The organism is Candidatus Palauibacter polyketidifaciens (genome assembly GCF_947581785.1).
GTDB lineage: Bacteria > Gemmatimonadota > Gemmatimonadetes > Palauibacterales > Palauibacteraceae > Palauibacter > Palauibacter polyketidifaciens.
The window spans coordinates 1-24603 of record NZ_CANPVO010000016.1; the positions used below are offsets into that span (position 1 = coordinate 1).

Annotated in this window: 18 protein-coding genes and 5 tRNA genes; 5 read left to right on the plus strand and 18 right to left on the minus strand. The window is 68.7% G+C overall.

Annotated features, from left to right (window positions below):
• Positions 1-116: 116 nt before the first annotated feature.
• A complete protein-coding gene (locus tag RN729_RS05075) occupies positions 117-710 on the minus strand; it encodes an isochorismatase family protein (protein WP_310782601.1) in 594 nt (197 codons plus the stop codon).
• 165 nt (positions 711-875) lie between these two features.
• Between RN729_RS05075 and queC the strand changes: the two genes are divergently transcribed.
• Positions 876-1568 (plus strand): 7-cyano-7-deazaguanine synthase QueC, encoded by a 693-nt coding sequence (queC, locus tag RN729_RS05080; protein ID WP_310782602.1) that lies wholly within the window; start codon positions 876-878, stop codon positions 1566-1568.
• Here the strand turns inward: queC and RN729_RS05085 are convergent.
• From RN729_RS05085 to RN729_RS05140, 12 genes are all read right to left on the minus strand, one after another.
• Complete coding sequence (locus RN729_RS05085; RefSeq protein WP_310782603.1) at positions 1556-1909, minus strand: hypothetical protein; 354 nt, start codon at positions 1907-1909, stop codon at positions 1556-1558. The genes queC and RN729_RS05085 overlap by 13 nt on opposite strands.
• A gap of 275 nt (positions 1910-2184) precedes the next feature.
• Positions 2185-2266 (minus strand) — tRNA-Ser (locus RN729_RS05090).
• A gap of 224 nt (positions 2267-2490) precedes the next feature.
• Positions 2491-2578 (minus strand) — tRNA-Ser (locus RN729_RS05095).
• A gap of 148 nt (positions 2579-2726) precedes the next feature.
• A tRNA-Ser gene (locus tag RN729_RS05100) sits at positions 2727-2812 on the minus strand.
• A gap of 20 nt (positions 2813-2832) precedes the next feature.
• Positions 2833-2905 (minus strand) — tRNA-Gln (locus RN729_RS05105).
• 153 nt (positions 2906-3058) lie between these two features.
• Complete coding sequence (locus RN729_RS05110) at positions 3059-3310, minus strand: hypothetical protein (protein ID WP_310782604.1); 252 nt, start codon at positions 3308-3310, stop codon at positions 3059-3061.
• A 166-nt stretch (positions 3311-3476) separates the two neighbouring features.
• Entirely contained in the window at positions 3477-4466 is a 990-nt protein-coding gene (locus RN729_RS05115; RefSeq protein ID WP_310782605.1) for a GntR family transcriptional regulator, read from the minus strand.
• An 80-nt stretch (positions 4467-4546) separates the two neighbouring features.
• Positions 4547-6322: a DNA polymerase/3'-5' exonuclease PolX gene (polX, locus tag RN729_RS05120; protein ID WP_310782606.1), complete on the minus strand. Its 1776-nt coding sequence runs from the start codon at positions 6320-6322 to the stop codon at positions 4547-4549.
• Complete coding sequence (ligA, locus tag RN729_RS05125) at positions 6322-8490, minus strand: NAD-dependent DNA ligase LigA (protein ID WP_310782607.1); 2169 nt, start codon at positions 8488-8490, stop codon at positions 6322-6324. Before ligA ends, polX begins: the two co-directional genes overlap by 1 nt.
• Positions 8490-9143, minus strand: coding sequence for a hypothetical protein (locus tag RN729_RS05130; protein WP_310782608.1), 654 nt, complete (start codon positions 9141-9143; stop codon positions 8490-8492). Before RN729_RS05130 ends, ligA begins: the two co-directional genes overlap by 1 nt.
• A 60-nt stretch (positions 9144-9203) precedes the next feature.
• The gene (locus RN729_RS05135; RefSeq protein WP_310782609.1) at positions 9204-12347 is read right to left on the minus strand and encodes a hypothetical protein; all 3144 of its coding nucleotides are present in this window, start codon (positions 12345-12347) and stop codon (positions 9204-9206) included.
• A 2-nt stretch (positions 12348-12349) separates the two neighbouring features.
• A complete protein-coding gene (locus RN729_RS05140) occupies positions 12350-15208 on the minus strand; it encodes a prolyl oligopeptidase family serine peptidase (protein WP_310782610.1) in 2859 nt (952 codons plus the stop codon).
• 234 nt (positions 15209-15442) lie between these two features.
• Between RN729_RS05140 and RN729_RS05145 the strand changes: the two genes are divergently transcribed.
• Together RN729_RS05145 and RN729_RS05150 are read left to right on the plus strand one after the other, a co-directional pair.
• The gene (locus tag RN729_RS05145) at positions 15443-15700 is read left to right on the plus strand and encodes a type II toxin-antitoxin system VapB family antitoxin (RefSeq protein WP_310782611.1); all 258 of its coding nucleotides are present in this window, start codon (positions 15443-15445) and stop codon (positions 15698-15700) included.
• Positions 15697-16083, plus strand: coding sequence for a type II toxin-antitoxin system VapC family toxin (locus RN729_RS05150; protein ID WP_310782612.1), 387 nt, complete (start codon positions 15697-15699; stop codon positions 16081-16083). Before RN729_RS05145 ends, RN729_RS05150 begins: the two co-directional genes overlap by 4 nt.
• Here RN729_RS05150 and RN729_RS05155 read toward each other — a convergent pair.
• The 3 genes from RN729_RS05155 to RN729_RS05165 are packed head-to-tail and all read right to left on the minus strand — an operon-like array spanning position 16061 to position 19174.
• Positions 16061-16708, minus strand: coding sequence for a uracil-DNA glycosylase (locus tag RN729_RS05155; RefSeq protein WP_343218900.1), 648 nt, complete (start codon positions 16706-16708; stop codon positions 16061-16063). The two genes, RN729_RS05150 and RN729_RS05155, sit on opposite strands and share 23 nt — an antisense overlap.
• A 47-nt stretch (positions 16709-16755) precedes the next feature.
• Positions 16756-17457 (minus strand): HAD hydrolase-like protein, encoded by a 702-nt coding sequence (locus RN729_RS05160; protein WP_310782614.1) that lies wholly within the window; start codon positions 17455-17457, stop codon positions 16756-16758.
• Positions 17458-17497: 40 nt separating this feature from the next.
• Positions 17498-19174 (minus strand): DUF885 family protein, encoded by a 1677-nt coding sequence (locus tag RN729_RS05165; protein ID WP_310782615.1) that lies wholly within the window; start codon positions 19172-19174, stop codon positions 17498-17500.
• Between the two features lie 149 nt (positions 19175-19323).
• On the opposite strand from RN729_RS05165, the gene RN729_RS05170 reads away from it, so the two are divergent.
• Positions 19324-21801 (plus strand): TonB-dependent receptor, encoded by a 2478-nt coding sequence (locus RN729_RS05170; RefSeq protein ID WP_310782616.1) that lies wholly within the window; start codon positions 19324-19326, stop codon positions 21799-21801.
• Positions 21802-21817: 16 nt separating this feature from the next.
• On the opposite strand, the gene RN729_RS05175 is transcribed toward RN729_RS05170, so the two are convergent.
• A tRNA-Arg gene (locus RN729_RS05175) sits at positions 21818-21891 on the minus strand.
• 131 nt (positions 21892-22022) lie between these two features.
• Here RN729_RS05175 and RN729_RS05180 point away from each other — a divergent pair.
• Positions 22023-23354, plus strand: coding sequence for an amidohydrolase (locus tag RN729_RS05180; RefSeq protein ID WP_310782617.1), 1332 nt, complete (start codon positions 22023-22025; stop codon positions 23352-23354).
• Between the two features lie 17 nt (positions 23355-23371).
• On the opposite strand, the gene RN729_RS05185 is transcribed toward RN729_RS05180, so the two are convergent.
• Positions 23372-24586: a serine hydrolase gene (locus tag RN729_RS05185; protein WP_310782618.1), complete on the minus strand. Its 1215-nt coding sequence runs from the start codon at positions 24584-24586 to the stop codon at positions 23372-23374.
• Between the last annotated feature and the right edge of the window lie 17 nt (positions 24587-24603).

Below are 24603 nucleotides of genomic sequence, written 5' to 3' on the forward strand. Positions count from 1 at the left end.
TCGCGCATCCCGTGTTCCCAGTACGCCTTGAGCATGGTGAGCTGGTAGAGGTCCGTGAGCAGGGCGCTCCCTCCCCGGTTCGGCGTCCGGATGACGCCGCCTTCCGCCATCGTTCGCTACTCCTCGGCCAGGGCCGTTCGCGTGGAGGCGAATACGGCCCCGGCCGCTCGCATGCGTCCGATGGCGCGGTCCCCATCGCCCGACTCGACATCCACGGCTCTCACCCCATCGTCCAGAACGACCACGTCCAGACCGACCGCCCGTGCGTCGAGGACGGTTCGAAGCACGCAGTAATCCGTCGCGAGTCCGCCCACGAAGACCCGTCCGACGCGTCGATCCGAGAGGAGCTCGGCGAGATCGGTGCCCGAGAACGCAGAGTAGGCTTCGGAGGCCGGGTCATCGGCCTTCGAGATCACGACGGCCGCGGCAGGAAGTCTCAGGGACTTCGGGAACGCCGCTCCACTCGTCCCTCCAACGCAGTGAAGCGGCCAGAGCCCGCCCTGCTGCACGAACGAGCAGTGGTCCGGCGGGTGCCAGTCGCGCGTCGCGAAGATCGGAAGGCCCGCTTCGGAGAAGGCGCGGATCGCTTCGTTCAGAAATGGAATGACGGCATCGCCTTCAGAGACGGCGAGCGCGCCGCCGGGGAGGAAGTCGTTCTGCACATCGACGACCAGCAGTGCGTCGCCCCGGCCGGGTGACCGGATCCGCATCGTTTCTCCTTCCGGGTATCCCTGCCCGACCCCGCAGGACATCCAGGTGCCACAGCCACTTGCTGCTCCACTCTATCATGCATTGCCGCGCGGTGCGAAACCGTGTTACAAGTGGCCTCCCGGCAGGGGCTCCGGGGTCGTGAACGCGCTTTCTGGAGGTAGTGGATGGACCGCAGAGCGGTTGTCCTGCTCAGTGGTGGACTCGACTCGGCAACCACGCTGGCGATCGCGGTCGAGCGGGGATATCGGCCCTATGCTCTAACGCTCCGCTACGGACAGAGACACGAACTCGAGGTGGACGCCGCCTGCCGCCTCGCGGAGGCGATGCGGGTGGTCCGCCATGTGATCACCGCCGTCGATCTGCGGGCGTTCGGGGGCTCGGCCCTCACCGGTGACCTGGAAGTACCCAGGGGCCCGCAGGTGGCTGCGGACTCCGAGGACATCCCCGTCACTTACGTCCCGGCGCGGAACACGATCTTCCTGTCGATGGCTCTCGCGTGGGCGGAGGCTCTCCAGGCTTCCGACATCTTCATTGGCGTCAACGCCGTCGACTACAGCGGATATCCCGACTGTCGGCCCGAGTTTCTCGATGCGTTCGAGAAGCTTGCCGGCCTCGGCACCAAGGCGGGGGTGGAAGGGAACCGGCCGTTCCGGATCCACGCACCTCTGATCGACCTCACCAAGGCGGAGATCATCCGGCGCGGACTCGCGCTGGGCGTCGACTACGGGATGACGCGCAGTTGCTACGATCCCGATGAATCGGGCGCGGCCTGTGGAGAGTGTGACTCCTGCCGCCTGAGGCTCGCCGGGTTCGCGGCGGCGGGAGTCCGGGATCCGGCCCCGTATCAGTCCCCGTAGCGGGCCCGGGTGCTGCGGCGCAGGCGTCTCGGACGCGGAGGTTCCGGGTCGCGTCGACTCCGGGGCCGGAGCGGGGTCTTCGAACCCTCTGCGCCATGACGGGTGACCCGGACGAGCAACCGGTCGATGGTAGCCCGTTCACCGGTTTCCTTGTTCATGGCATGGACGATCCGGCCACGCTCGCCGACCCACAGTGTGTCGGCACCGAAATCGCCGATGAACCAACTCTGGAGCGTGTCGGCGGAGGCTTCATCGATCTCCGTGACGCGCGGGCCGTCCAGGATCCAGCAGCGCATGCCGAAGCACGCCGTGAACGCGAACGCGACGAGCACGGGGTTCACCGGTTGACCGCCGCAGACAGGTTCATTTCGTAACCTATTCGACGCACTGCGGTTTCACTAGAAGCACAGCCGATCACGGTTGGCGGCGGGTCGCTGAGCAGGGTGTGTGACCATTCGCACGAGTCGAATCGTCTGCCGGACTCGCCGAGCTCGCGACCAGAGGTCGCTCGGTTCGAACCCCTTCTTGGCGGAGAGGGGGGGATTGGCTTCCTCCCGCTGCGCGGGGACTCGCCGAGCTCGCGACCAGAGGTCGCTCGGTTCGAACCCCTTCTTAGCGGAGAGGGGGGGATTCGAACCCCCAAGCCCGTGAGGGCGCCGGTTTTCGAGACCGGTGCATTGCCGTTCTGCCACCTCTCCGGGTGCCGGCTACCGGGATGCTCTCGGAGACTGCTGAAGCGGCCGGTACGCGCGGCCGGGGAAGGTGCTCCGAGAGGGCTGCCGCTGTCAAACTTTCGGGGCGGAAGGGGTGGGGTTGGCTTCCTCCCGCTGCGCGGGACTCGCCGAGCTCGCGACCAGAGGTCGCTCGGTTCGAACCCACGAGGGCAGGCATCTTCGACCTGCCTCGTGGGAAACTGCTCTAACGGACGGGGTGGGATTCGAACCCACGAGGCAGGGTTGCTGCCCACACGCTCTCCAGGCGTGCGCCTTAGTCCGCTCGGCCACCCGTCCGGAAGCCTCCGGGGTGAGGCCGGAGGTAGGGAGGCGGAGGGGGTGGGATTGACTCACCCGCTCCGCGGGTTCGTCGAGCTCGCTTCCTGCGGTCGCTCGGTTCGAACCCACGAGACTCTTTCGAGCCGCCCACACCTTCCTTCTGAGGCGGAGGGGGTGGGATTCGAACCCACGAGACTCTCTCGAGTCAACGCCTTAGCAGGGCGCCGCCTTAAGCCACTCGGCCACCCCTCCGCAGGATCCTGCTGTCCTGATTGGCCCGCCAGGACTCGAACCTGGAATCTTCTGGTCCAGAGCCAGACGTGTTGCCAATTCCACCACGGGCCAACGTCCCGATGAGTTGGGGCGTCGATAATACTTGCGGGGGGTCGACGCTTCAAGCGGCGGTTTCTCTGGATGGCCGGTGGGGAGAGAGGCCGGTCCGCCGGAGTCGCCGCGACGGAGCGCTAGCGTGGTGTCGCAGACGTCCGCGAGGCCACACTAGTCCTCGGGAGGGGAAGTTTCGCGGAGCTTGCGGAGGCGCTCTGCTTCGGCGGCCGCCTTCCTGATCGTCGGGAAACCGTCTCCCGAGCGCGAGGCGTCGCTGTCTCCCAACGGAACGACGTACCAGCGATCCGCGCGATCCTCGGACCGATCCATGTAATGGCCGCGCTCGAGCCGAAATCCATCGAGTTTCGCCCGGAAGCGGAGGGCCCTCACGATCACGCCGGGGTCGAAGTTGGCTTTAGACACGATCACACTCGGAGCCGGAGTCCATGCCGCGACAGACAGTGGTCACAGTGTATGGCCCACTTTCCGAATAGTCGGCCGGATAGAACCTGTTCTTCACAATCTCAACAACTCCATGGCGGGGCGACGGCAGAACTTCCCTCAATATAGCTGGGTATGCGCGCATGGGCTATGTCCTCCCCGGGCGTAGCGGCCCGGAGGAAGCGGATCCGCTGCGGCCGCGGTCGGGCCGGTCCGTGCTGGACAGGTAGGCGCGGAGCCGTTCGATCTCTTCGGGAGGGAGGAGCGTGATCGGCACCGCTGGAGCCGTCCCTGCGGAATACCGGGATAGCGGGACGAGTCGGTCATGAAAGATGATCGTTGCCGCCGTTACGGCTCGCTGCACGGCCTGCGCGTCGACGTGCGGGTCGAGGGCCCTGAAGCGGATTCCGAGAGCGAAGTCCCTGGCGGCGAGTTCCGCGGCGAACACGCGCACGGTCTCGCTGCGGGAGAGAAGCACGACGAATCCACGGCGTATTCGGCGTCGGACGAGTTCGCGTTCGCGGGTGCCCCCGGCGAGTGAAATCGGAACGCACTCGACGGTTCCGGACCGGCGCATCCGTGACAGCAGTTCACGCCGCAGGACCACCGGGGCGTCCTCCGGCATCTTTCGCGCGGAGTCGACGGCGCGAACGACGAACCCGCACGCCTCTTCCAGTTCCGCAGCGAGCACGGCCCGCAACCCGGCGCGAGGTTCGCACAGCGTCACGGGATGCGGATCCGGGCTCCGCGGCTCGCCCACGATCCGCTCCAGCTCGTTGAGCAGCCGCCAACGTGAGAGTCCCCCCGCATGCGCCCGCCTCAGCAGGTCCAGCGCCGCCGCCCGCGGCACCATCTCCACGGCGGGCGGCGGACGGGGGGAGCGCGGGCGCATCGACACGCGGGGACGCTGCCCCTTCCCGAGTTCGATGAGGTTTCTCCGCCGCAGTCGCGCGAGCGCGGCTCCGACGGTCCCCCGGTCGACGCCGAGCCGACGCGCCAAGTCCCGGGATGACGGTAGCGGGGCTCCGGGCCGCACGTGTCCATCCCGAATCCCGGCCTCCAGATCGGCCGCGAGCTGTCGGGGAAGCGGTATGTGGTGATCCCGCGACAGCGGCGAGAGTCCGCTTCGACGCGTCATGTGTCCGAGCCTCCGTGCCCTGGGGTCCCAAATGCCGGCCCTTGTCGACGGGAGTATGGGGACCGGCTCTCAACGGGGGATCAAATCGCCGGCTTCCCTTGAAGAGCTGCCAGGAAGTCGTCCACGCCACGCGTATTGAGGACGTGTTCCGCGGTGAGCCACGCCCGGCGGGCCTGTTCGATGCCGTAGTGCGCCAGATCCAGATCGTCCGGCCGGTGCGCGTCGGTCGCGACCACGACGGGCACGCCCAGTTCGCGCGCGCGCCAGAGGTGGCTGTCCTTCAGGTCCAGGCGGTGGGGGTGCGAGTTGACCTCGACGGCGACCCCGAACTCGGCGCAGGCGTGCAGAATATCGTCGATGTCCACATCGATGGGGCCGCGCCGGTTGATGATCCGTCCCGTCGGGTGCCCGAAGATCATCGAGCGGGGGTGTGCGAGCGCCTTCAGGACGCGTGACGTCTGCTGCGCCCGGTCCATTCCGAAGAAGGAATGGACCGAGATGATGACGACGTCGAGCTGATCGAGCATTTCGTCTTCGAGGTCCAGCGACCCGTCGCGGAGGATGTCGACTTCCAGCCCGCGCAGGATCCGGATCTCGGGGTGCGCCGCCTGCACCTCCGCGACCTCCTGCCACTGGCGTCGAAGCTTCGCGGCATCGAGACCCTCGACCATCGCCAGCGCTTTGGAGTGGTCGGTGATCGCCATGTACTCGTAGCCGCGCGCCACGCACGCCCGGACCATCTCCTCCAGGGAAGCGCGGCCGTCGGACCAGGTGCTGTGCATGTGGACGTCGCCACGCAGGTCGGACGTTTCGACCAGGCGGGGCAGTTCCCCGGCGTCGGAGGCCGCGAACTCGCCCCGGTCGCGGCGTATCTCCGGCGGCAGCCAGGAGAGGTCGAGCGCCCGGTAGACCTCCTCTTCCGTCGCTCCCGCGACCATCTCCCCCTCGGAGGCGATGCCCCGCTCGCCGAGCGCATCGTCCAGGGAGTCCTCGGGGATCGTGAACACGCCGTACTCGGAGACCCGCAGCTTCCGGTCGAGCGCGCGGCGGCGCAGGCGAATGTTGTGCTCCTTCGATCCGGTGAAATAGATGAGCGCGGCTCCCCAGCTTTCGGGGGGCACGACCCGCAGGTCGACCTGCAATCCGCTGCGGAGACGCACCGAGGTCTTCGTCCCTCCGGCTCCGATCACGCTCTCCACGCCGGAGAACCCGACGAGGGCGTCGGAGGCGGCGCGCGCGTCGTCGGCGAGGACGAGGATGTCGATGTCGCCGACCGTTTCCTTCCGGCGCCGGTAGCTCCCCGCGACTTCCAGGCGGGTGACGCCGGGCGTCGCCTGCAGGTGGTCGATCAGCGGCGGCAGGAGCTTGTCGACTTCTCCGAGGCGGAAGCGAGTCGTGCTCGTGCGATAGTTGCGTATGCCGCTCAGGATCCGGTCCTGCGTCTTGACTCCGAAGCCGGGCAGTTCGGCCACGCGTCCTTCGCTCGCGACCTCCTCCAGGTCGTCGATCGATTCGACGCCCAGCTCGTCCCACAGCTTGCGCGCCTTTTTCGGGCCGACCCCCGGGAGCCGCATCAACTCGACGAGCCCCGGGGGGATCTCGGCCGCTATCTCCTCGAGCATCGTGAGGCGCCCGCTTTCCACGAGTTCGCGAATGTTGTCCGCCAACCCTTTCCCGATCGACGGCAGCTCGGTGAGGTCGGCGCCCTGCTCGACCAGCTTGCGCAGGGGGGATGCGTGCGCGTTGATCGTGCGGACCGCATTGCGGTAGGCCCGGACGCGGAACGGGTTCGCCTGCTGGATCTCGAGCAGATCGGCCACCTCGTCCAGGACGCGGACGATCTCGATGTTCTCCATCAGGGCGCGTCGGGTTCGGAAGCGTCGCCCGCGGCGCCGGGTTCAGGAGCCTCATCGGGTGCGGGAACGTCTTCGAACGGCGAGAGGGCGCCGGGTCCGTCGCTCAGGAGCTTGAGGAGGCCCGCCTCATCCAGGATCTCGACCCCGAGGGTCTGCGCCCGCTCGAGTTTGCGGCCGGGGTTCTCGCCCGCAACGACGTAGCTCGTCTGCCTGCTCACGGATGACGTGACCTTCGCGCCCAGAGCCTCGAGCTTCTTCCCGGCTTCGGAGCGGCTCATCGACTCGAGCCCTCCGGTGAGGACGATTCGGAGTCCGGCCAGGGTGTCTCCCGCGCGCGGCGGGGGCACGGGCTCGACGCAGGCACGCAGTTCGTCCACGACCGCCGACACCTCGGGGCGGGCCAGGAAGGCGCTGATCTGCTCCGCCATCAGGGGTCCGATCCCGTCCACTTCCTGAAGCGCCTCCCCCGCGGGCGCCCCCTCTCCCGCGGGCGCCTCCTCCCCCGCTGCCGCCGCCTCCCCCGCGGGCGCCTCCTTTCCCGCTGCCGCCGCCTCCCGGAAGGCCTCGAAGGAGAGGAAGTGCGATGCGAGTTCACGCGCCACGGTCACCCCGATCTCGGGGATCCCGAGGCCGTAGATGAAGCGCGCGAGTTCGGTCGTCCGCGCTTCGGCGATCGCCGTGACGAGGTTCGTGGCGGACTTCTCCGCGAAGCCCTCCAGTTCCATGAGCTTCGCCGCCTCGAGTTCGAACAGTTCGGGGACGCGGCCGATCACGCCCTGCCGGACGAGGAGGTTCGCGGTTTCTTCTCCCAGTCCTTCGATGTCGAGGGCATGCCGCGACCCGAGATGTTGAATCCGCCCGGCCAGCTGCGCGGGGCAGGCGAACAGGTTGGGGCAGAACGTGTATGGGCCGCGTGGCTCCAGGAGAGCCCCACATGAAGGACACTCGGCAGGCATGACCCACGGTTCCGCGCGCTCGCGGCCCGGCTCCTCGATCCGCTCCAGGACCTGTGGAATCACGTCCCCCGCCCGCTGCACCCGCACCCGATCCCCCTCGCGAATGTCCTTGCGAGCGACCTCTTCCCGGTTATGCAGGTTCGCGCGGCTCACCGTCACGCCGCCCAGTTCCACCGGGCGCATGAAGGCGATGGGGGTCACGACGCCGGTCCGCCCCACGCTGGGGAAGATGTGAAGCAGCCGGGTGACCTCTTTCCGCGGCGGGAACTTGAACGCGAACGCCCAGCGCGGGTGGTGCGATGTCTCGCCGACTTCGTCCCGCGCGGCGATGTCGTCGAGTTTGATGACGATCCCATCGATCTCGTACTCGAGGTCGTCGCGCCCCTCCTCGATCTCCGCCTGGAACGCGAGGATCTCCCCGACGTCGGCGGAGGGGCGGCACCGCTCGTTCACGGGCAGCCCCCACTCGCGCAGCGCCTCGAGCGTGGCGCGCTGGGTGGCCGGCGGCCGTCCATCGATCGCGAGGATGTCGTAGACGTAGATATCGAGGGGGCGCGCCGCGGTGATGCGCGGGTCGAGCTGCCGGAGCGATCCGGCCGCGGCGTTGCGCGGGTTCGCGAACGGAGGGCGGTCGCTCTTGAGAAGCCGGGCGTTCAGCGCCTCGAAATCGCCCACTCTCATGATGACTTCGGCCCGCAGCGCCAGGAGCGGCGGCGCCTCCCGATCCGCGGTCCGCAGCCGGAGCGGTACCGACTGGATCGTGCGGATGTTCTCGGTCACGCCTTCGCCGCGTACTCCATCTCCCCGGGTTACGGCCCGCGAGAGCCGGCCGGATTCGTAGACGAGTTCGATCGAGGCGCCGTCCAGTTTCGGCTCGACGACGTATGCGATGTCATCTCCGAGCGCCTTGCGCATCCGTTCGTCGAACCGTTCGAGCGGCTCCACGTCGGCGGATGAATCGAGGCTGAGCATCGGGGCGGTATGCTCGATCGTCTCGAATGCATCGAGCGGCTCCGCCCCCACGCGCTGGGTCGGGGAATCGGGGGTGACGAGTTCCGCGTGCGACGTCTCCAGGGCCTTCAGTTCGCGGAACATCTCGTCGAACCGTTCGTCGGATATCTCGGGCTGATTGCGGACGTAGTAGAGATACGAGTGGTGCCGCAGCGCCCTGCGCAGTGCTCGGGCCCGCCGCTCGGGCCCGCCGGGACTCATCAGAAGGTGACGCCCAGCTGGGCTCCGGCGATCAGGTAACTGTCATCGGCGGTCGTGAACACGACGTACGGCCGGACGTGAATGCTGCCGATCTCGACCGTGACGCCGCCGCGGATGACGGGGCTGAATTCCCTGTCCCCCTCCACGATGTCGTCGTAGAGCCTGTCGACCGAATAGTTCTCGATGCTCAGGGTCGCCGAGGGGATGATCGCGAGGCCGGAGCCCGGCGCGCCGAAGCGTTGTCCGACGGCCACGCCAACCCCGTAAACGGTCTCGCTCTTGTACGGGAGATCGTCGAAGTTCCTCGACAGGACGCCTCCGACCCCCACGGTGACGAGCGGACAAACCGACGGGACGGGCAGCGGAAGTTTGAGGCCGACGCTCGCGCGCGCGTCCTCGAAGTCGAACTCCTGATCGAACTCATCCGCGCCCGAGAACTTCACGTAATGACCCGTCGCGGCCACGAGACCCAGGTCGAACCCGGCCGCGCCTCCGAGGCCCGTGATGTCTTCGGATGATTCCCGCCACACGGCGCCGGAGCCGCTGAGGAACCCGCGGCCGCTGAAGCCGAGGCAGGCCTGCGCCTCGAGCGCGGCCGGCGCAGCGGCCAGCGGCAGGACGAGCCAGGCCAATCGGCGTGTCAAGACGTTCATGCTCCGCTCCTGTCGTCGTATGTCACGGACGTCGTACTCCGTGGGCCGGGATGGAGTTTCTCATGGCTGCCGCGGGCTTCCGGCTTCGCGTAGCGCGTCGAGCTGCGGAGCGGTCTCCTCCAGCGCGGCATCCAGCCGGGCAGACGCGGCCTCGGCCTCCGCGCGGATCTGCTCCAGTCGCCGCCGGTGATCATCGGACGGCCCGGTCAGTGAGCCGGTCGTCGACACCCCACCGTCGAACTTGCCGCGCAGGCCGGTCCACCAGTTGCGGACGTCGTCGTTGATCGAGCGCCACTCGTCGGCGAGTTCCTCGATCTCGCCCGCCAGTTCGCGCGCCCGTTCGAGATCGTCCGCTGCGACCACCTCCGCGCTTTCCAGCGCCTCAAGCACATCCGAAGCCCGGCGCTCCAGGTCGTACGCCTCGATACCCCGTTCGTAGGCCAGCCGCTGCAGGTCGAACAGGTCCATCGTGAACTCGTAACGGGCCAGGCGCTCCTCGGCAGACACCGGCAGCTCGGGGTCGGGACGGACCTCCAGCAACTGTTCCCGCGTCTCGCCGCCCACGGTCAGCCGCACCGTGAACGTGCCCGCCAGGACGAAGGGACCTTCGGGGCCCGCGTCCAGGCTGGGCACCTCGTAGCGCGCGGTGTCGTGCGGAAGAGGATCGTGCCGCAGATCCCACGTGACCCGGTTGAGGCCGGCGGCGCCCGGACCGTCGAGCGCGCGGACCTGCCGGCCGTCCGCGTCCAGTACGTCGATCGAGATGCCGTCACCCGTCGCCTCCGCGAGCCGGTAGTCGATGTTCGCGCCGAACGCGGGGTTCTCCGCGCGGAACGTCCCCTGGCCCATCGACGGTACGTCGTTCCGGTACAGGAAGAGGGTCGCCGGTCGCGGGGCGAACAGCTGCGGGGCGCCGTCGTTCGTCGCGGCCGCGGCGGACCCCTGCGAAAGCGGCGTGATGTCGTCGAGAATCCAGATTGCGCGGCCGTGCGTGCCGAGGACGACGTCGTTCTCGCGCGGGTGGATCTCGATGTCGTCGACCGGAACGGCGGGGAGGCCCGAGCCGACCGGGGCCCACGTCGCTCCCCGGTCGAGCGAGGCGAAGGCGCCGTTCTCCGCGCCGACGAGCAGCAGGTCCGGGTTGTCCGGGTGTTCGCGGATCACGTTTACGCTCGCCATGCCGCCGCCCGTCGCCCGGCCCGTGGCCGTCACCGCCGCCGCCCCGCCGAGTCCGTCCGCGAGCGAGCGCCATGTGGCGCCGAAGTCCTCCGTCACCACCGCGTGCGGGCCGTAGTCGTCGTCCCAGTGGCCGTCCAGGCTCACGTAGGCCCGGCCCGCCTCCGCGTGCGAGGTCTCGACCCAGCTCACGTAGTACGGGAACGGGATGCCCGCGGCCTCCGCCACCCGGCCGGTCAGATCCTCCCACGTCGCGCCGCCGTCCCGGCTCAGCCGCACCGAACCGTCGTCCGCCCCGATCCACAGCACCCCCGCCTCGACCGGCGACTCCGCCACGGCCGTGATCTCCCCGTACCCGGAGGCGCCATCGTGCTTCGAGAGCGTCGTCGAGTCCGGGCGGACGCCCATCAACGCGAGGCTGTCCTGGTGGATCTGCCGCGTGAGGTCTTCGGTCGCGGCCCAACTCTCGCCGCGATCGTCCGAGATGAACAGCCGGTTCCCGCCGAGGTACACGCGCGCGGCGTCATGTGGCGACACGAGAATCGGCGACTTCCAGTCGAAGCGATACGAAACCGTCGTGTCCTGCGGGAAAGGTTTGAGCGCCTTCCGGTCGCCGGTGGCGAGGTTCACGCGCACGATCCCGGCGTTCTGCGACGTGACGTAGACCGTCCCCGGGTCTCCCCAGTCCGTCTCGGCGTACATCCCGTCGCCGTAATCGAGGACCTGCCAGTCGCGGTTCAGGATCCCGTGATAGCGACGCGTGCGGCTGGGCCCCCGGTACGAGTTGTTGTCCTGCAGTCCGCCGTACACGTGGTACGGATCCGCCAGGTCCAGGTCGATGTCGTAGAACTGGGCGATGGGGATATTCCCGATGAACGTCCAGTTGTCGCCGTCGTCCCACGTCGAATAGAGCCCCCCGTCGTTCCCGAGGATCATGTGACGCGAGTCCTCGGGATCGATCCACAGGTCGTGGTGGTCCACGTGGACACCGGTGTTGTACTCGATCTCCATGGGCAGCGCCTCGAAGCTGTCGCCGCCGTCCTCCGACCGGTGCAGGCTCCCCGCCACGAGCCACACCCGCTCCTCATCGTTGGGGTCGATCCGGAGCTGGCTGTAGTACATCGGGCGCTGGTTCAGTTCGTTCACGCGCGTCCACGTCTCTCCGTGGTCGCGGGACTTGAAGATCCCGCCCTCCTCGGCCTCCACCACGGCCATGACCAGGGCCGGATCACGCCCGGAGACGGCGAGTCCGATCCGTCCCTTGTCACCCGCGGGCAGGCCGTCCGTGACCTCGCGCCACGAGTCGCCGCCGTCCGTCGACCTGTAGATGCCGCTTCCCGGCCCGCCGCCCGCGAACCCCCACGCGCGCCGGCGCCGCTGGTACGCCGACGCGTAGAGCATCGATGGGTCCGCCGGATTGAGGGCGAGGTCGACGAAGCCGGTGTCATCGTCGATGTGGAGGACCTTCTCCCACGTCTCGCCGCGATCCGTCGTCCGGTAGACGCCGCGCTCGGGGTTGGGGCCGAACAGGTGCCCCAGCGCCGCCACCCACACGACGTCGGGGTTGGTGGGGTGGACGGCGATGCGCCCGATGTGGCGCGTCTCCTCCAGCCCCGTGAGCCGCCACGTCTTGCCGCCGTCCGAGGAGTGATACACGCCCTCGCCCCACGGCGTGCTGTTGCGGTTGTTCGGTTCTCCCGTCCCGACCCACACTTCCAGTGGATCGGACGGGGCGAGCGCGATGTCCCCGATCGAGAGGTTCGCCGCGTCGTCGAAGATCGATTCCCAGGTCGTCCCGTGGTTCACGCTCTTCCAGACGCCGCCCGAAGCCGCGCCGACATAGAGGTGCGACTGGGTGCCGGGCACGACTTCGAGATCGTTGATGCGCCCCCCGGAAACGGCGGGCCCGATCAGACGCCATGTGAACCCGGCCGCGATCCTCTCGGGGGACTGTGCCTCGCCGGGAGGGGGTGCGGCCGCGAGCCCGAGTTGCAGCGCTCCCAGCGAGAGCAGCGCGCGAATCGTCATGTTCAGCTCACTTTCTTCTTGCGGGGCCCGTCCTTCTGCTCCAGAAACGGGACGCCGGTCGTGATCCACGCCGGCGCCGGCTCGCCCTTCAGATAGTGCCCGAACCACTCCAGGATGCGGCGCTGATAGTCGCGCTGGTTCGGCTCCTCCGCGAGTCCGTGGTTCTCGCCCTCGTAGACGAGCATCACGAGTTGTTTCCCGGCACGGCGGGCGGCGTTGTAGAACTCGACTCCCTGGTTGAACTCGACGGCGCCGTCCTCGGTCCCGAACTCGATGAGGAGCGGCGTTTTCAGATTCTCGATGTGATGAATCGGCGAGTTGTTGAAGTACGAGTCCCAGTCCTCCCACCACGGGACCTGCATGCGGCCCTGGCTGATCTCGAAGATGCGGGCGTCCGTCCCTCCCGAGTTCCAGTAGAAGGAGAGGTACATGCTCATCAGGTTCGTGAGCGGCGCGCCGGCCACCGCGGCCGCGAACAGATCGTCCTGGGTGACGAAGAACGTCGTCTGATACCCGCCCCAGGAGTGGCCGATGAGGCCCACGCGCTCGGTGTCGATCATCCCGGTCGCGACCGCGGCCGCCACGGCCGGACGCAGCGTCTCGACGTTGGACTGTCCCGGCCGCCGGTCGCGGTACACGACATCCGGCCTGAACACGAAGTACCCCTCCTGGCTCCAGATCTGGACGTTGTAGTACTGCGTGGGATCGGGCACCTGGTACTGGTGGAGTGTCTGCGACAGCAACTCGTAGTGGTTCACGATCATCGGATATTCGCGGCCCGGTTCGTAGTCGGCCGGATAGACGAGCGCGCCCTGGAGCCGGCGTCCCCATTCGTTCTCGTATTCGACGAGTTGGGTCCGGCCCCACGCGTAGTCGTCCTGGAAGGGGTTCGTGGCCGTGACCTGCCGCGCGTCGTCGAGATCGGGCCCTGCGACGAAATAGTCGGGCGAATCCTCGAACCGTTCCCGGCGGAAGGCGTACACGTCGGCGTCCGCCGCCTTGAGCAGGCCCCCGAAGCGGGCGTCTTCCCAAATGAGCGGCTCCGGCGTGTCGCCGCGGCGGGCGCGCGAGAACCCGGCTTCCTTCGTCCACTCGCTGTAGGTGGAGTAGTAGAGCGGCTCGTCGGGACGGAAGGCGTCGGCTTCGGGGTCGAGCCGCACGATGCGGTGCCGGTTCGAGTCCTCGGTGCCGGCCGTGAGGCGCCGGCCGCCGGACCCGTCCGGGTTCACCTCCCAGACGTCGAAGCGGTCGTTCACGAGCAGCGCCGCGTCATCCTCCAGCCAGCCGACGAACCCGAACGGTGGCATCTGTTCGCGGGTGGGAGTCCGATCGAGGTCCACGAACGTTCCGCCGAGCGCGGACGTCACGTTGCGCGTCTCGCCGGTCGTCAGGTCGTGGGTCCAGTAATCCTCCCCCTCGAACCAGGCCACGTAACGTCCGCCGGGGCTGGAGCCTCCCCCGACCATGATCCGCTCCCGGACGAGTTCGCGGCGCCCGGTGCGCGCGTCGACGGCGTAAAGGTCATGGAACTGCTGGCGGAACATCGCGTCGACGTCGTAGGGCGTCTCGTCGCGGGCCAGCACATGCCGTCCGCCCTCCGCGATCTCGACCCGATCCGCATGATCGCCACCCAGGAAGAGGAATTCGTCGGCCTCGAGGTCCCAGGCCCCGATGTCGTGCTCGCGCCGCAACTGTTGCTCGCGCACGCGCTGCTGCGGCACCGGGTCCACGTCGAGCGAATGCCAGATCTCCACCCCGGCGCGCTCCTCGTCTTCCGCCGCATCGTCCGCGTCGTCGGCCGCGTCCCCTCCGTCGCCGCCGTCCCCCTCCTCTCCATCGCCGTCTCCGGGGCCCTCCCCGCCGCCGCTCCCGTCGGCCGCGGCGCCGTCCTCCCCCGCTTCATCGGAGGGGACGTCGGACGGGATCCGCTCCTGGGTGCCGAGGAAGAGGGTGGCCCCGTCATCCGACCACACGGGGGTGCGATGCTCGACGATCCGCGTGCCCGCGGGAAGCTCGGAGGGCACCCGCGGATCGAGCGTGAACGCCGCCGGCGTCCCGGAGTCCAGACCGCGCCAGGCCAGCGCCACATGCGCCGTGTCCTCGTACGCCTCGTCATCGAAGGTCTTGAGGACGGCAAGGTCCGGGGCGTTCTCCCGCCAGGTCAGTTCCCGGTAGGTCGCTTCGTCCGCGTCGAGCGACCGGATGCGACCGGACTCCGGATCGTAGAGCCGGACGCCGTTGCCGACCCGATCCTCGGCGTCGACGGTCATGGCCAGCAGGCTCCCATCCTCCTGCCACGCGAACGCCGAGACGTTGCCGAAGCTCATCGACCCTCCCTGGGTCAGATCCCGCACGAGGACGTCGGCGCCGGCGCTCTCGCTCTCCGCGGAGCCGTAGCGGCGGAGCGCCAGGTATCTCCCGTCATCGGAGAAGGAGAACGACTGCATCGCCTCGATCTCCTCCATCTCTCCCGTCCGCAGGTTGAGGAGGCCGACGCCGTTGCGGACGGGGTCCCCCCGCTCGCGCAGCCGGTCGCGCTCGTCCGGGGAGACGCCGATGGCGTAGGCGAGCCAGCTCCCGTCCGCGCCGAACCCGGGGCGCGCGCCTTCCGCGACGACGACGACCGAATCGGAATCGGTGCGGTGGACCCGAAGCTCCGAGGTCTCGTCCACGCGACGGACGACGACGGCGAGCCAGAGTCCGTCCGGCGAAAGCGATGCCTGGCCCAGGCGCTCCCACTGGTCGTAGTCATCCGCCCCGAGCGTGGGTTTGTCCTGCGCGTCCGCCCTCTCGGGAATCAGGCTGGCGGTGGCCCCGAGCACGACGGCGAGGATCGTGATTCCCCGGAGAATGTTCCTCATCTCTCGATCTCCTGACTTGCGGGCGCCGCCCCACGGAGCGTCCGGCGGGCGGCCAGGGTCTGCGACTCCGCAACATGCACCGGAGACGGCGGTCCCGGGCAAGGGTGTGCGCCCTGTCGGAGCCCGAAGATGCGGGCGGCAAGGTCGGTTGCAACGGACTTCGGCACGAGATAGGGTAGAATCGCGGAGACGGTTTCTACCATCTGTTCTGCCATCCGTGTTGAGAGGTGGATGATGAGTCTCAACATCAAGAACGAGGAGACGTGCCGGCTGGCCGATGAGCTGGCGCGGCTGACGGGAGATACGAAAACGGGAGCCATCACGATCGCATTGAAGGAACGTCTGGAACGTGAGCAGCGACGGCGCGACGCGGATGCGCTCATGCGGGACCTGCGCGCCATCGGCGAGCGGTGCGCCGCGAGGCTCAAGCCCGGCCCCTCCGCGATCGAGCACGGCGACTACCTCTACGACGAGCACGGCCTCCCGAAGTGATCGTCGACACCTCCGCCATCCTGGCGATCCTGTTTCGTGAAGAGGACGCACGCCGGTTCGAGCGGGCGCTCGCGCGCGCAACCGCTCCTCGAATCTCGGCGGTGACGTTGCTGGAAGCGGCAATGGTCGCCGAAACCAGGGGCGGATTCGGTGCCGGACAAGACCTCGACGATCTTCTTGAGCAAGCGGAGATCCAGGTGGTTCCCGTTACGCGGCAGCACTCCGAGGCGGCTCGCGACGCGTGGCGATGCTACGGAAAGGGGAACCATCCCGCCGCACTGAACATGGGAGACTGCTTCGTCTATGCCCTGGCGCGCACCGCGCGCGAGCCGCTGTTGTTCAAGGGCAACGACTTCGGGCTCACGGACATCGAGGCGGCGTGACGAGTTGGGCGGCGCGCGTCCAGATGGCGTCGAACATGGGCTCCGTGAGCGTGCCGGTGAAGGTGTTCTGCTGGCTCGGGTGATAGGAGCCGATCAGCAGGCGGCGCCCGATCTCCACCTCGACGCCGTGGCCGAATCGGGGCGCCGGCCGCGGGACGGCTTCACCGCGTTCGCGGAAGGTCCTCAGTAGCGCGGCGAACGAGAACCCGCCCAGGGCGACGATGACGGGGGCGTCGGCGAAGAAGTCCAGTTCGCGCTCGAGGTAGCCCCGGCACCGTTCCCGCTCCCCGGCGGTGGGCTTGTTTCCGGGCGGGGCGCAGCGCACGGCGGCGGTCACCCAGGCGTTCCGGAGCACCAGCCCATCGTGCCGGGCGGTCGAGTCGGGCTGCGAGGCGAACCCGGCGCGGTGCAGGGCGCGGTAGAGCCAGTCGCCGGACCGGTCGCCGGTGAACATGCGCCCGGTCCGGTTGGCGCCGTGCGCGGCCGGGGCGAGCCCGACGATGAGGAGGCGCGCGGCCGGATCGCCGAAGCCCGGCACCGGACGACCCCAGTAAGTGTCGTCGCGGAAGGCGGCCCGGCGTTCCCGCGCCACCCGCTCGCGCCACTCGACGAGCCGCGGACACATCCGGCAGGCCGTGACCTCCCGCTTGAGCGCGGCGAGGACCGGGTCCGTCAAGCGCCGTCCGGCCGCGGACGGCCGTACTTCAGCCGGTAGAGCACCGCCTCGAGGCGCTGCGACCAGCGGACCGGGGCCGGAAAGCTCGCCCGCTGCAGCGTGGGCACCTTCACCGACCGGACGCCCGCCAGGTTCGCCGACGCGATGTCCGTGAAGTACTGATCGCCCACCATCAGCGCCGCCGCCGGACGGTCCGCGATGTTCAGTTCCTCGAGCGCGGCATGCACGAGCTCGCGGCTCGGCTTGCGGATCGGCCGCAACTCCCCCGGAGGCCGGCCGCCATCGGACGAAGCCGCCGCCGCGCCGGGGCCGCGCCACGACTCGCGCGGTCCGCGGCGGACCCGGAACGCCGCCCCTGCCCCGGTCTCGTACCCCAGCACGACCGGAATCGCCGGGAAGATCTCCCCCAGCTCGGCGAAGCGTGCCTCCTGGCAGTTGGAGACGATCGCGTGCCGCAGCCCCGGAGCCCCGAGCAGATCCTCGAACCCGGCTGCAAGCGCCGGATCCACTCCCCCCGCGTGGTGCGCCATCAGCGTCCCATCCACATCCCACAGGACGGCCTCGACGCCCAGATCGCGCAGGCGTCCGGCATTCAGATCCTTCACCGAACCGAGGTGGAACGTCGGCCGGATTTCCCGCAGGAGTCCTGCGAGACGCGGGAGGAGGCGCCGCGCCGTCTGCATCCAGGTCGCACTCATCGGGTCGCCCTCACAGTGGCGTCCTGTGGGGTCGGCCGCGTCAGTTCGCCCCCAGGATGGCATCCTTTTCGCCCGTCATCTCCCAGCGGGTGAGGACGATGGGGATGACTCCGGCGTCGTAGAAGGCATCGAAGAACCGCTTCACGGTGAAGTCCCCGCCTTCCTGGATGGCGTACTCCGCGAGCAGTTCCTCGATCTGGATCTTCCCGGTCACGTAGCTCGTCCCGTACCCCGGCTGCCGCAGGTAGAGGCTCTGCTCGCCGCGCACGAGGGCGCCGTCCGGCAGCCACCCGCGCGGCGTCCACTTCATCGCGTGGGCCACGGCCTCCTCCATGTCGAACACGCCGCCGTGCAGATAAAGACCGCTCAGGGCCCGCGCGGCCCGCTGCGCCAGCATGATCCACGTGAGTTCGCGGGAGCGGGGCGAGCCTTCGAGCAGCCCGAGGTGCATGAACATCTCCTCCACGCCCGTCGCGAGTCCCTCCGAACGGGCGTCGAAGATGTTGTAGAGGGATGGCGTGGCCCGGATAGGGCTGGCGTGAGGGGCGACCCGCATGCGCGCGAGTTCGATCCAGTGGTGCATGTGCGGCCGGAAGGCGTCCGGGTCGCGGTAGTTCACCTCGGAGAAGAAGTTCCGGATCTCGCCGGGTTCGGCGGGCGTGAAGCTCCCGTTCACGGCGCGGAGCGCCGGGTCCATCCACTCTTCCGTCGTCTCCACCTCCTCCTCGTCCAGGAAGCGCATGTAGCGGTCGACGGACTCGTTCAGCCTCCGGTCGTATTCGTCGGCCGAGGCGATGCGCTCGAGTTCCGGCAGATCCCGGTTGCGGTTTTCCTCCAGCCGCATCGAGGCGTGGGCGCGGGCGAGTTCGCGCCGCATGATCGTGACCTGTTCCTCCCACGAATACGGGACGAGGTGCACGTTCTGCATGTACCACGTGTAGTTCTCCCGCCCCACGCCCGAGGGTCCGGTGCGCGAGGGCGCCTCCTCCTCCAGCCACGCGATGAACGCCTCCGAGGCGGCGCGCGCATCGGCGATGGACTGGTCGAGCGCGGCGCTCGTCCCGGCCACCCGCGCCGCAAGGTCGTCGAGGTCCCGCATCTGACCCCGATAGGCCCGAGGGCCGGCAAGCCAAAGGTCGCGCGCGTTCGAGTCCGCGAGGTTTTCGCGCGCCTGCTCCAGGAGGGCGGGGATCGCGCCGATGCGACCCGCGAGTTCGGCAGCATCCGCCTCCGAAAGCGGGTAGTCGTACGTCCAGAGGTCGATCCAGCCGTGGATGACCGCCCCTTCGTGGGCCGGCACGTCGCTCTCCGCCGCGAAGATCGTCACGTAGAAGGCCGGGTCACGCGACCATGGGCGGCGCACGCGGTGATCGAAGTCGAGCCCGTTCATCTCGGCGCGGACCAGGTGCCAGTCGATCTGTTCCGCCACGGACCAGCCCTCCGGGGCGCCGCTGCCCAGCCTCCCCTGCCACTGCGGGAGTTCCTGCTGCTGCCGCGCCATCGCCGCCGCCGAATAGTCCGGCACGCCATCCACGAAGGCGGGGCGCTCGAATGCCCGCCATTCGTCGAACAGCGTCACGAGGTCGGCGTGCGAGTCCGGACCCGGGGTCGCGGCCGAATCCACCGGATCCGGCGCCACCTGCACGAGAAGGAAGACGAGGGCGAGAACCGCGATTCCCGTAAGGATGAACGATGGACGGAGTCGGCTGCGAGCCATGGTGCCTCCCGGTGGGTGAAACCCGCGGGTCGTTTGACTTATAATGATACTTGTTGAGGTGTCCCGGAAATCCACGAGCTGTCGAGGGCGCCGAGGCTCCCGGTCGGGGATCGCTCCGGGAAAAGGCGCTCCGACGAGAGGGTAAAATCATGAAGGCTCCGGCATTCTTCGCCCCGGCGGTCCTCGCAACGCTGGCTTCGGTCGGCTCGACAGCGGCTCAGGAACCCCCGGACACCGTCGTCGTGGTCCAGGAACTCGAGGTCGTGGTGGGCTCACGGGCGGGTGTCGCGGATCCCGCGACGCTTTCCGTCCCCGTGGACATCTACAGCGCGGAGGAAATCGCGCGGCTCGGCGAAGTCGACCTTGCAGAGGTGCTGGGCAGCATCGCGCCGTCCTTCAATTCCACGCGTTTGTCCGCCGGTGATGGCGCGGCCCTCCATGTCGCGACGCTGCGCGGCATGAACGGCGACCAGGTGCTCGTTCTGGTCAACGGCAAGCGGCGCCACGGCGTCGCGTTCGCCAAGCTGCTCGCGGCGGCCGGGCAGGGGACGACGGGCACGGATCTGCGCGCCATTCCGGTCCACGCCATCAAGCGGATCGAAGTCCTGCGCGAGGGCGCGGCGTCGCAGTACGGCTCGGATGCCATCGCCGGCGTGATCAACATCGTGCTCAAGGACGACGCCAGCGGCGTGAGCGCGGCCACCTACCTCGGCCGGACGTCGCGTGGCGACGGTATGAGGCTGTTCACTTCGGCCAACGCCGGGGTTCCGCTCGGAGACGGCTTCTTCAACCTCACGATGGAGGTCGCGCGGCAGGAGGTCACGAACCGGGCCGGCGAGGCACCCACCTGTTTCGGTCCCGATCCGTCCTACGGCCCCTGTGCGGATGGCGGAAAGGTCATCCAGCTGCAGCGAAACGGCGAACCCGACTACAGGGGTGCGGCCTTCATGGCCAATGCCGCGGTCCCCGTCGGGGGATCGGCTGAATTCTATGCATTCGGGGGATACTCCGGGCGCGAAGCGGTCTCGGACGGCCTGTACCGCAAGGCGGACTGGGTGCCTCGCTCGGTCAGCTACGTCTATCCGGACGGCTTCTTCCCCATCGAGGAGTCGGACCTGATGGACAAATCCGCCGTGGCGGGTCTCCGGGGCGACATGGGCGCCTGGTCAGGAGACCTCAGTCTCGGGTTCGGACACGGCCGGTTCGCCTTCGGCGCCGCGAATTCGATCAACCCGTCCTACGCGGCGGAGTTCCTCGCGAGGAACCCCGGGGCCGATGGCGCCTCGATCGCTGCCAACGCCGGACCCAGCGACACGTTCAGCGGCGGGCTCAACGTGCGGCAGTGGACGCTGAACGCCGACGCGACGAGGGAACTCGAGGTGGGTTCGACCCCGGCGTTTCTGGCCGTCGGGGGCGCGTTCCGGAGGGACTCGTACTGGATGGAAGCCGGCGACCGGGCCTCCTGGGCGTGCGGGCCGAGCGATACGCCCGGCAGCTTTCCGGCGGCCCATCACCAGAACGACGGGACGGTCTACGCGAGCTGCGGGATACAGGGCTACCCCGGCTACAGCCCGGCCTCGGCGCGGCTGAGCGAACAGGATCGCAGCAGCGTCGGTGCGTACGCGGACATGGAGTTGCGCTCGCCGAGCGGGCGCACGCTGGGTGGCGCCCTTCGTTATGAGCACTATACCGACGCCGGAAGTTCGCTCACGGGCAAGCTGGCTGGTCGTCTGGAGGTGGGCGAAACGGGCGCCGCGCTCCGCGCCGCGGTCTCCACGGGCTTCCGGGCGCCGCGACTCCCGCAGCGGGGGTTCAACACGATCGGTTTCGTGGGCGGCAGCGAGGGTCTGGTGAGCGCCGGGTTCCTGCCCGAGGGCGATGCGATCGCGTGTTCCGACTTCGGCGCCTGTTCGCTGAGCCACGAGACATCGCTCAGCTTCACGGGCGGACTCGTCTACTCCAACGACGCCGGCCTGCTGGTGACGGCGGACTACTACCGCGTCAACGTCAACGACGCGATCGCCTTGACCCAGAGCCTCAACCCGAGCCACGGACTTCGGCCCGGCGCGCAGTTCCAGGGTCGGCCGGTGGACGCCGTGGCGTTCTGGACGAACGCGATCGACACGCGCACGCAGGGGTTCGACATGGCGGCGACCTGGCGCTTCCGCGGCATGGACTGGGGGGCCGCGGACCTGTCGGCCAGCCTGCACCGGAACAGCACGGAGATCACCGCGAACCGCAACGAGAACTTCATCGGAGACACCCAGCAGACCCTCATCGAGGACTCCCAGCCCGGACAGCGGATCGGCGTCAGCGCCGATGTACGCTTCGCACGAGGTTTCGGCGCGAGGTTCGGTCTGAACCGGATCGGTTCCGTCACGACCCCGTTCATCTTCGAGGAGAACGTCACGATCGACGCGGCGACCATCGCCGACCTCGAAGTCAGCTTCCGGCTGGGCGACCGCATCCGGGTGGGCGTCGGCGCCAACAACCTGCTTGACCGCCTGCCGAACCGACTCCCGGACGACGCCGTGGCCCAACTGTGGACGATGGAATACCCCTCGGAGTCCCCCTACGGCGTGGCGGGACGGATCTGGTACGCGCGGGTCAACGTGGTCGGAAACTGAGCGCGACGTGCGGTCATGACCCCGGCTGGACTCGAACCAGCGGCCTCGGGATTAGGAATCCCGCGCTCTATCCACCTGAGCTACGGGGCCGGGACGGCACCGAGTCGCCACTGCGCATGGACCGGGCTTCGGTAACCGCGTCGAGAAACTAGCGGCCGGGCCGGAGGGGAGGAAGATTGGGCCCTCCCGGCCGCTGAACCGTCAACCTCCCGGACTGTCACATGCAACCTGTGGACACGCTCATCCTCGGCCCCCTGGCCGTCACCATGGATGCCGGCGAGCGGAACCTCGACTCGGGCGCCATCGCAATCAGGGACGGGGAGATCGTCGCGGTGGGGAACGCCGCCGAACTCGAGGGCCTGGAGGCCGCGGAGACGATCGACGCCGCCGGAATGCTGGCCATGCCAGGACTCGTGAACGCGCATACGCACCTGGGCGACTCCCTCTTCCGGAGTCTCGTGGAGGAGTTGCCGCTCGAGGCGTGGCTGGAGCGGTTGTGGGTCTCCGAGCGCGCGTTCGTCAGCCGCGAGAGCGTCGAACTCGGGGCGCGGCTCTCGCTGGCGGAGATGATCCGGAGCGGGACGACGTGCGCGCTCGACATGTTCTGGTTCCCGGAGGCGGCGACCGACGCGGCGCTCGGCGCGGGCTTCCGGCTCCTCACCGGACCGATCTTCTTCGATTTCGACGGACCCGACGGCGTCGCCGCGGAGGACAGGATAGCGACGGGCGAGCGCTGGCTGGAACGCTACGCGGAGGAACCGCTGATCACCCCGTGCGTGCAGCCGCACAATGCGCTCACGGTGTCGCCGGACGGTTTCCGGGCGGCGCGCGATCTCGCGGACCGCGCAGGCGCCCTCTTCCACACGCACTGCTCGGAGACGGCGACCGAGGTGCGGCAGACGATCGAACGCTTCGGGCACACGCCGGTCGCGCACCTCGATGAACTCGGAATCCTCAACGGGCGCACGGTACTCGCGCACTGCGTCCACCTGGCCGACGACGATTTCGCGCGTCTCCGGCGCACCGGGGCGGCGGTCCTCCACAACCCGCTCTCGAACCTCAAGCTCGGGTCCGGGATCGCGCCGATCGCGCGCATGATGGAAGAGGGGATTCCCGTTGCGCTCGGCACGGACGGACCCGTGAGTTCGAACGACCTCGACATGTGGACCGCGATGCGTTTCGCGGGGCTGTTGCAGCGGGGCGTTCACATGGATCCGGTCGTCACGCCCGCCCACGAAATCGTACGCATGGTGACGACGGTGGGGGCCGAGACCCTGGGACTGGGAGATCGCGTGGGACGGCTCGCGGAAGGCTACCGGGCCGACCTCATCCTCATCGACCTCGACCGCCCGCACCTGACGCCGATGTACGATGTCTACGGACACCTCGTCTACACGGTGGGCCGCGACGACGTCCGCTCCGTCATGATCGATGGCCGCTGGGTCCTGCGCGACCGGACGCTCGAGACGATCGACGAGACCGCCGTCCTCGCCGGGATGAGGGAGCTGGCTGCCGAAATCGAGCGTCACGCCGCCCGCCTCGAACCCGCCTGAGTCAGAGAGAAAACCCCTTACGGGGGATCCTGGCGGGGTTGGCTCACCGCGGGGAGGATTCGGTCCTGGAGTGCGGTCCAGCTGAAGAGTTCGGGCTGTTCGTGGAGCGTCCAGCCGTTGAATACGGAGATGAGGTCGTATTCGGGGACGACATGGAGGAACTGGCCCCCGTATCCGTTGCCCGCGAATACCCGGGTTTCGCCATCCTCGTGCACCGGCACCCACCACTGGTATCCGTAACCCGTGTCGGGCCGGTCGTTGTCGGGGGCCACGTCCGGCACAACGGGCGAGGTCGAGGTTTCGACCCATTGCCGGGAGACGACCTGCCGGCCGTCCCATTCCCCGCCGCGGAGCATGAGGTATCCGATGCGGGCGAGGTCGTGGGTGGAGAGGTAGAGGCCGCCCTCGCTGTCGACTTCGCCGTCGGGGGCGAGCTTCCAGTAGTACTTGTCGATCCCGATGGGACGGAACAGGCGTTCCTCCGCCCACGCATCCAGCCGCTGTCCGGTGGCCTCGCGCACGATCTTCCCGAGCAGGACGCTCACCCCATCGTTGTAGTCGAAGCGAGTGCCGGGCTCCGTCCCGACGGGCCGCGCGACGACGTAGTCGATCCACGCATCGCTCGCCTCAAGTACGACCGTGGGGTGGGTACCGTCGTCATACGTCTGGCCCGGGACCGCCCAGTCGATGCCGCTCCGCATCGTGAGGAAGTCTTCCAGCGAGGCGGCGGCCCGACGCGGATCGCCGAGATCGACCCCGTACATTTCGAAATAGGGCCAGGCGGGTGCCTCCACGCTCGGGATGTGACCTCCGTCCACGGCGATGCCGAACGCGACCGAGGTCACGCTCTTCGTCACGGACTGGAGCGAGTGCAGGTCGGTGTCCCGGTAGTACGGATGCCACGACGGGTGATCGTAGTTGTACTGATGGTCTGCCGTGTCCTCCTGCACGGCGAGAAGTTCGGCGTACCGCGCGCCGTGGTCCCAGCGGCGGTCGGCGATCACGCGTCCGTTGCGGATGAGGAGGAATTGGTCGATGAGGCCGTAGCGTCCGGCATCGATGTCGGCGATCAGCGAGTCGACCGCGGCCGGATCGACGCCCTCGGCCTCCGCCGTGGAGACGGGCCACGTATCGCCCGGCCAGCCGGGCCCCGCGCTCGTGGCGCAGCCCGACAGGAGGATCGCTCCCGACAGGAGGATCGCCCGAATCGCTCGTTGGCGGAGGGGGATCATCAGTTTCTTAAACCGTG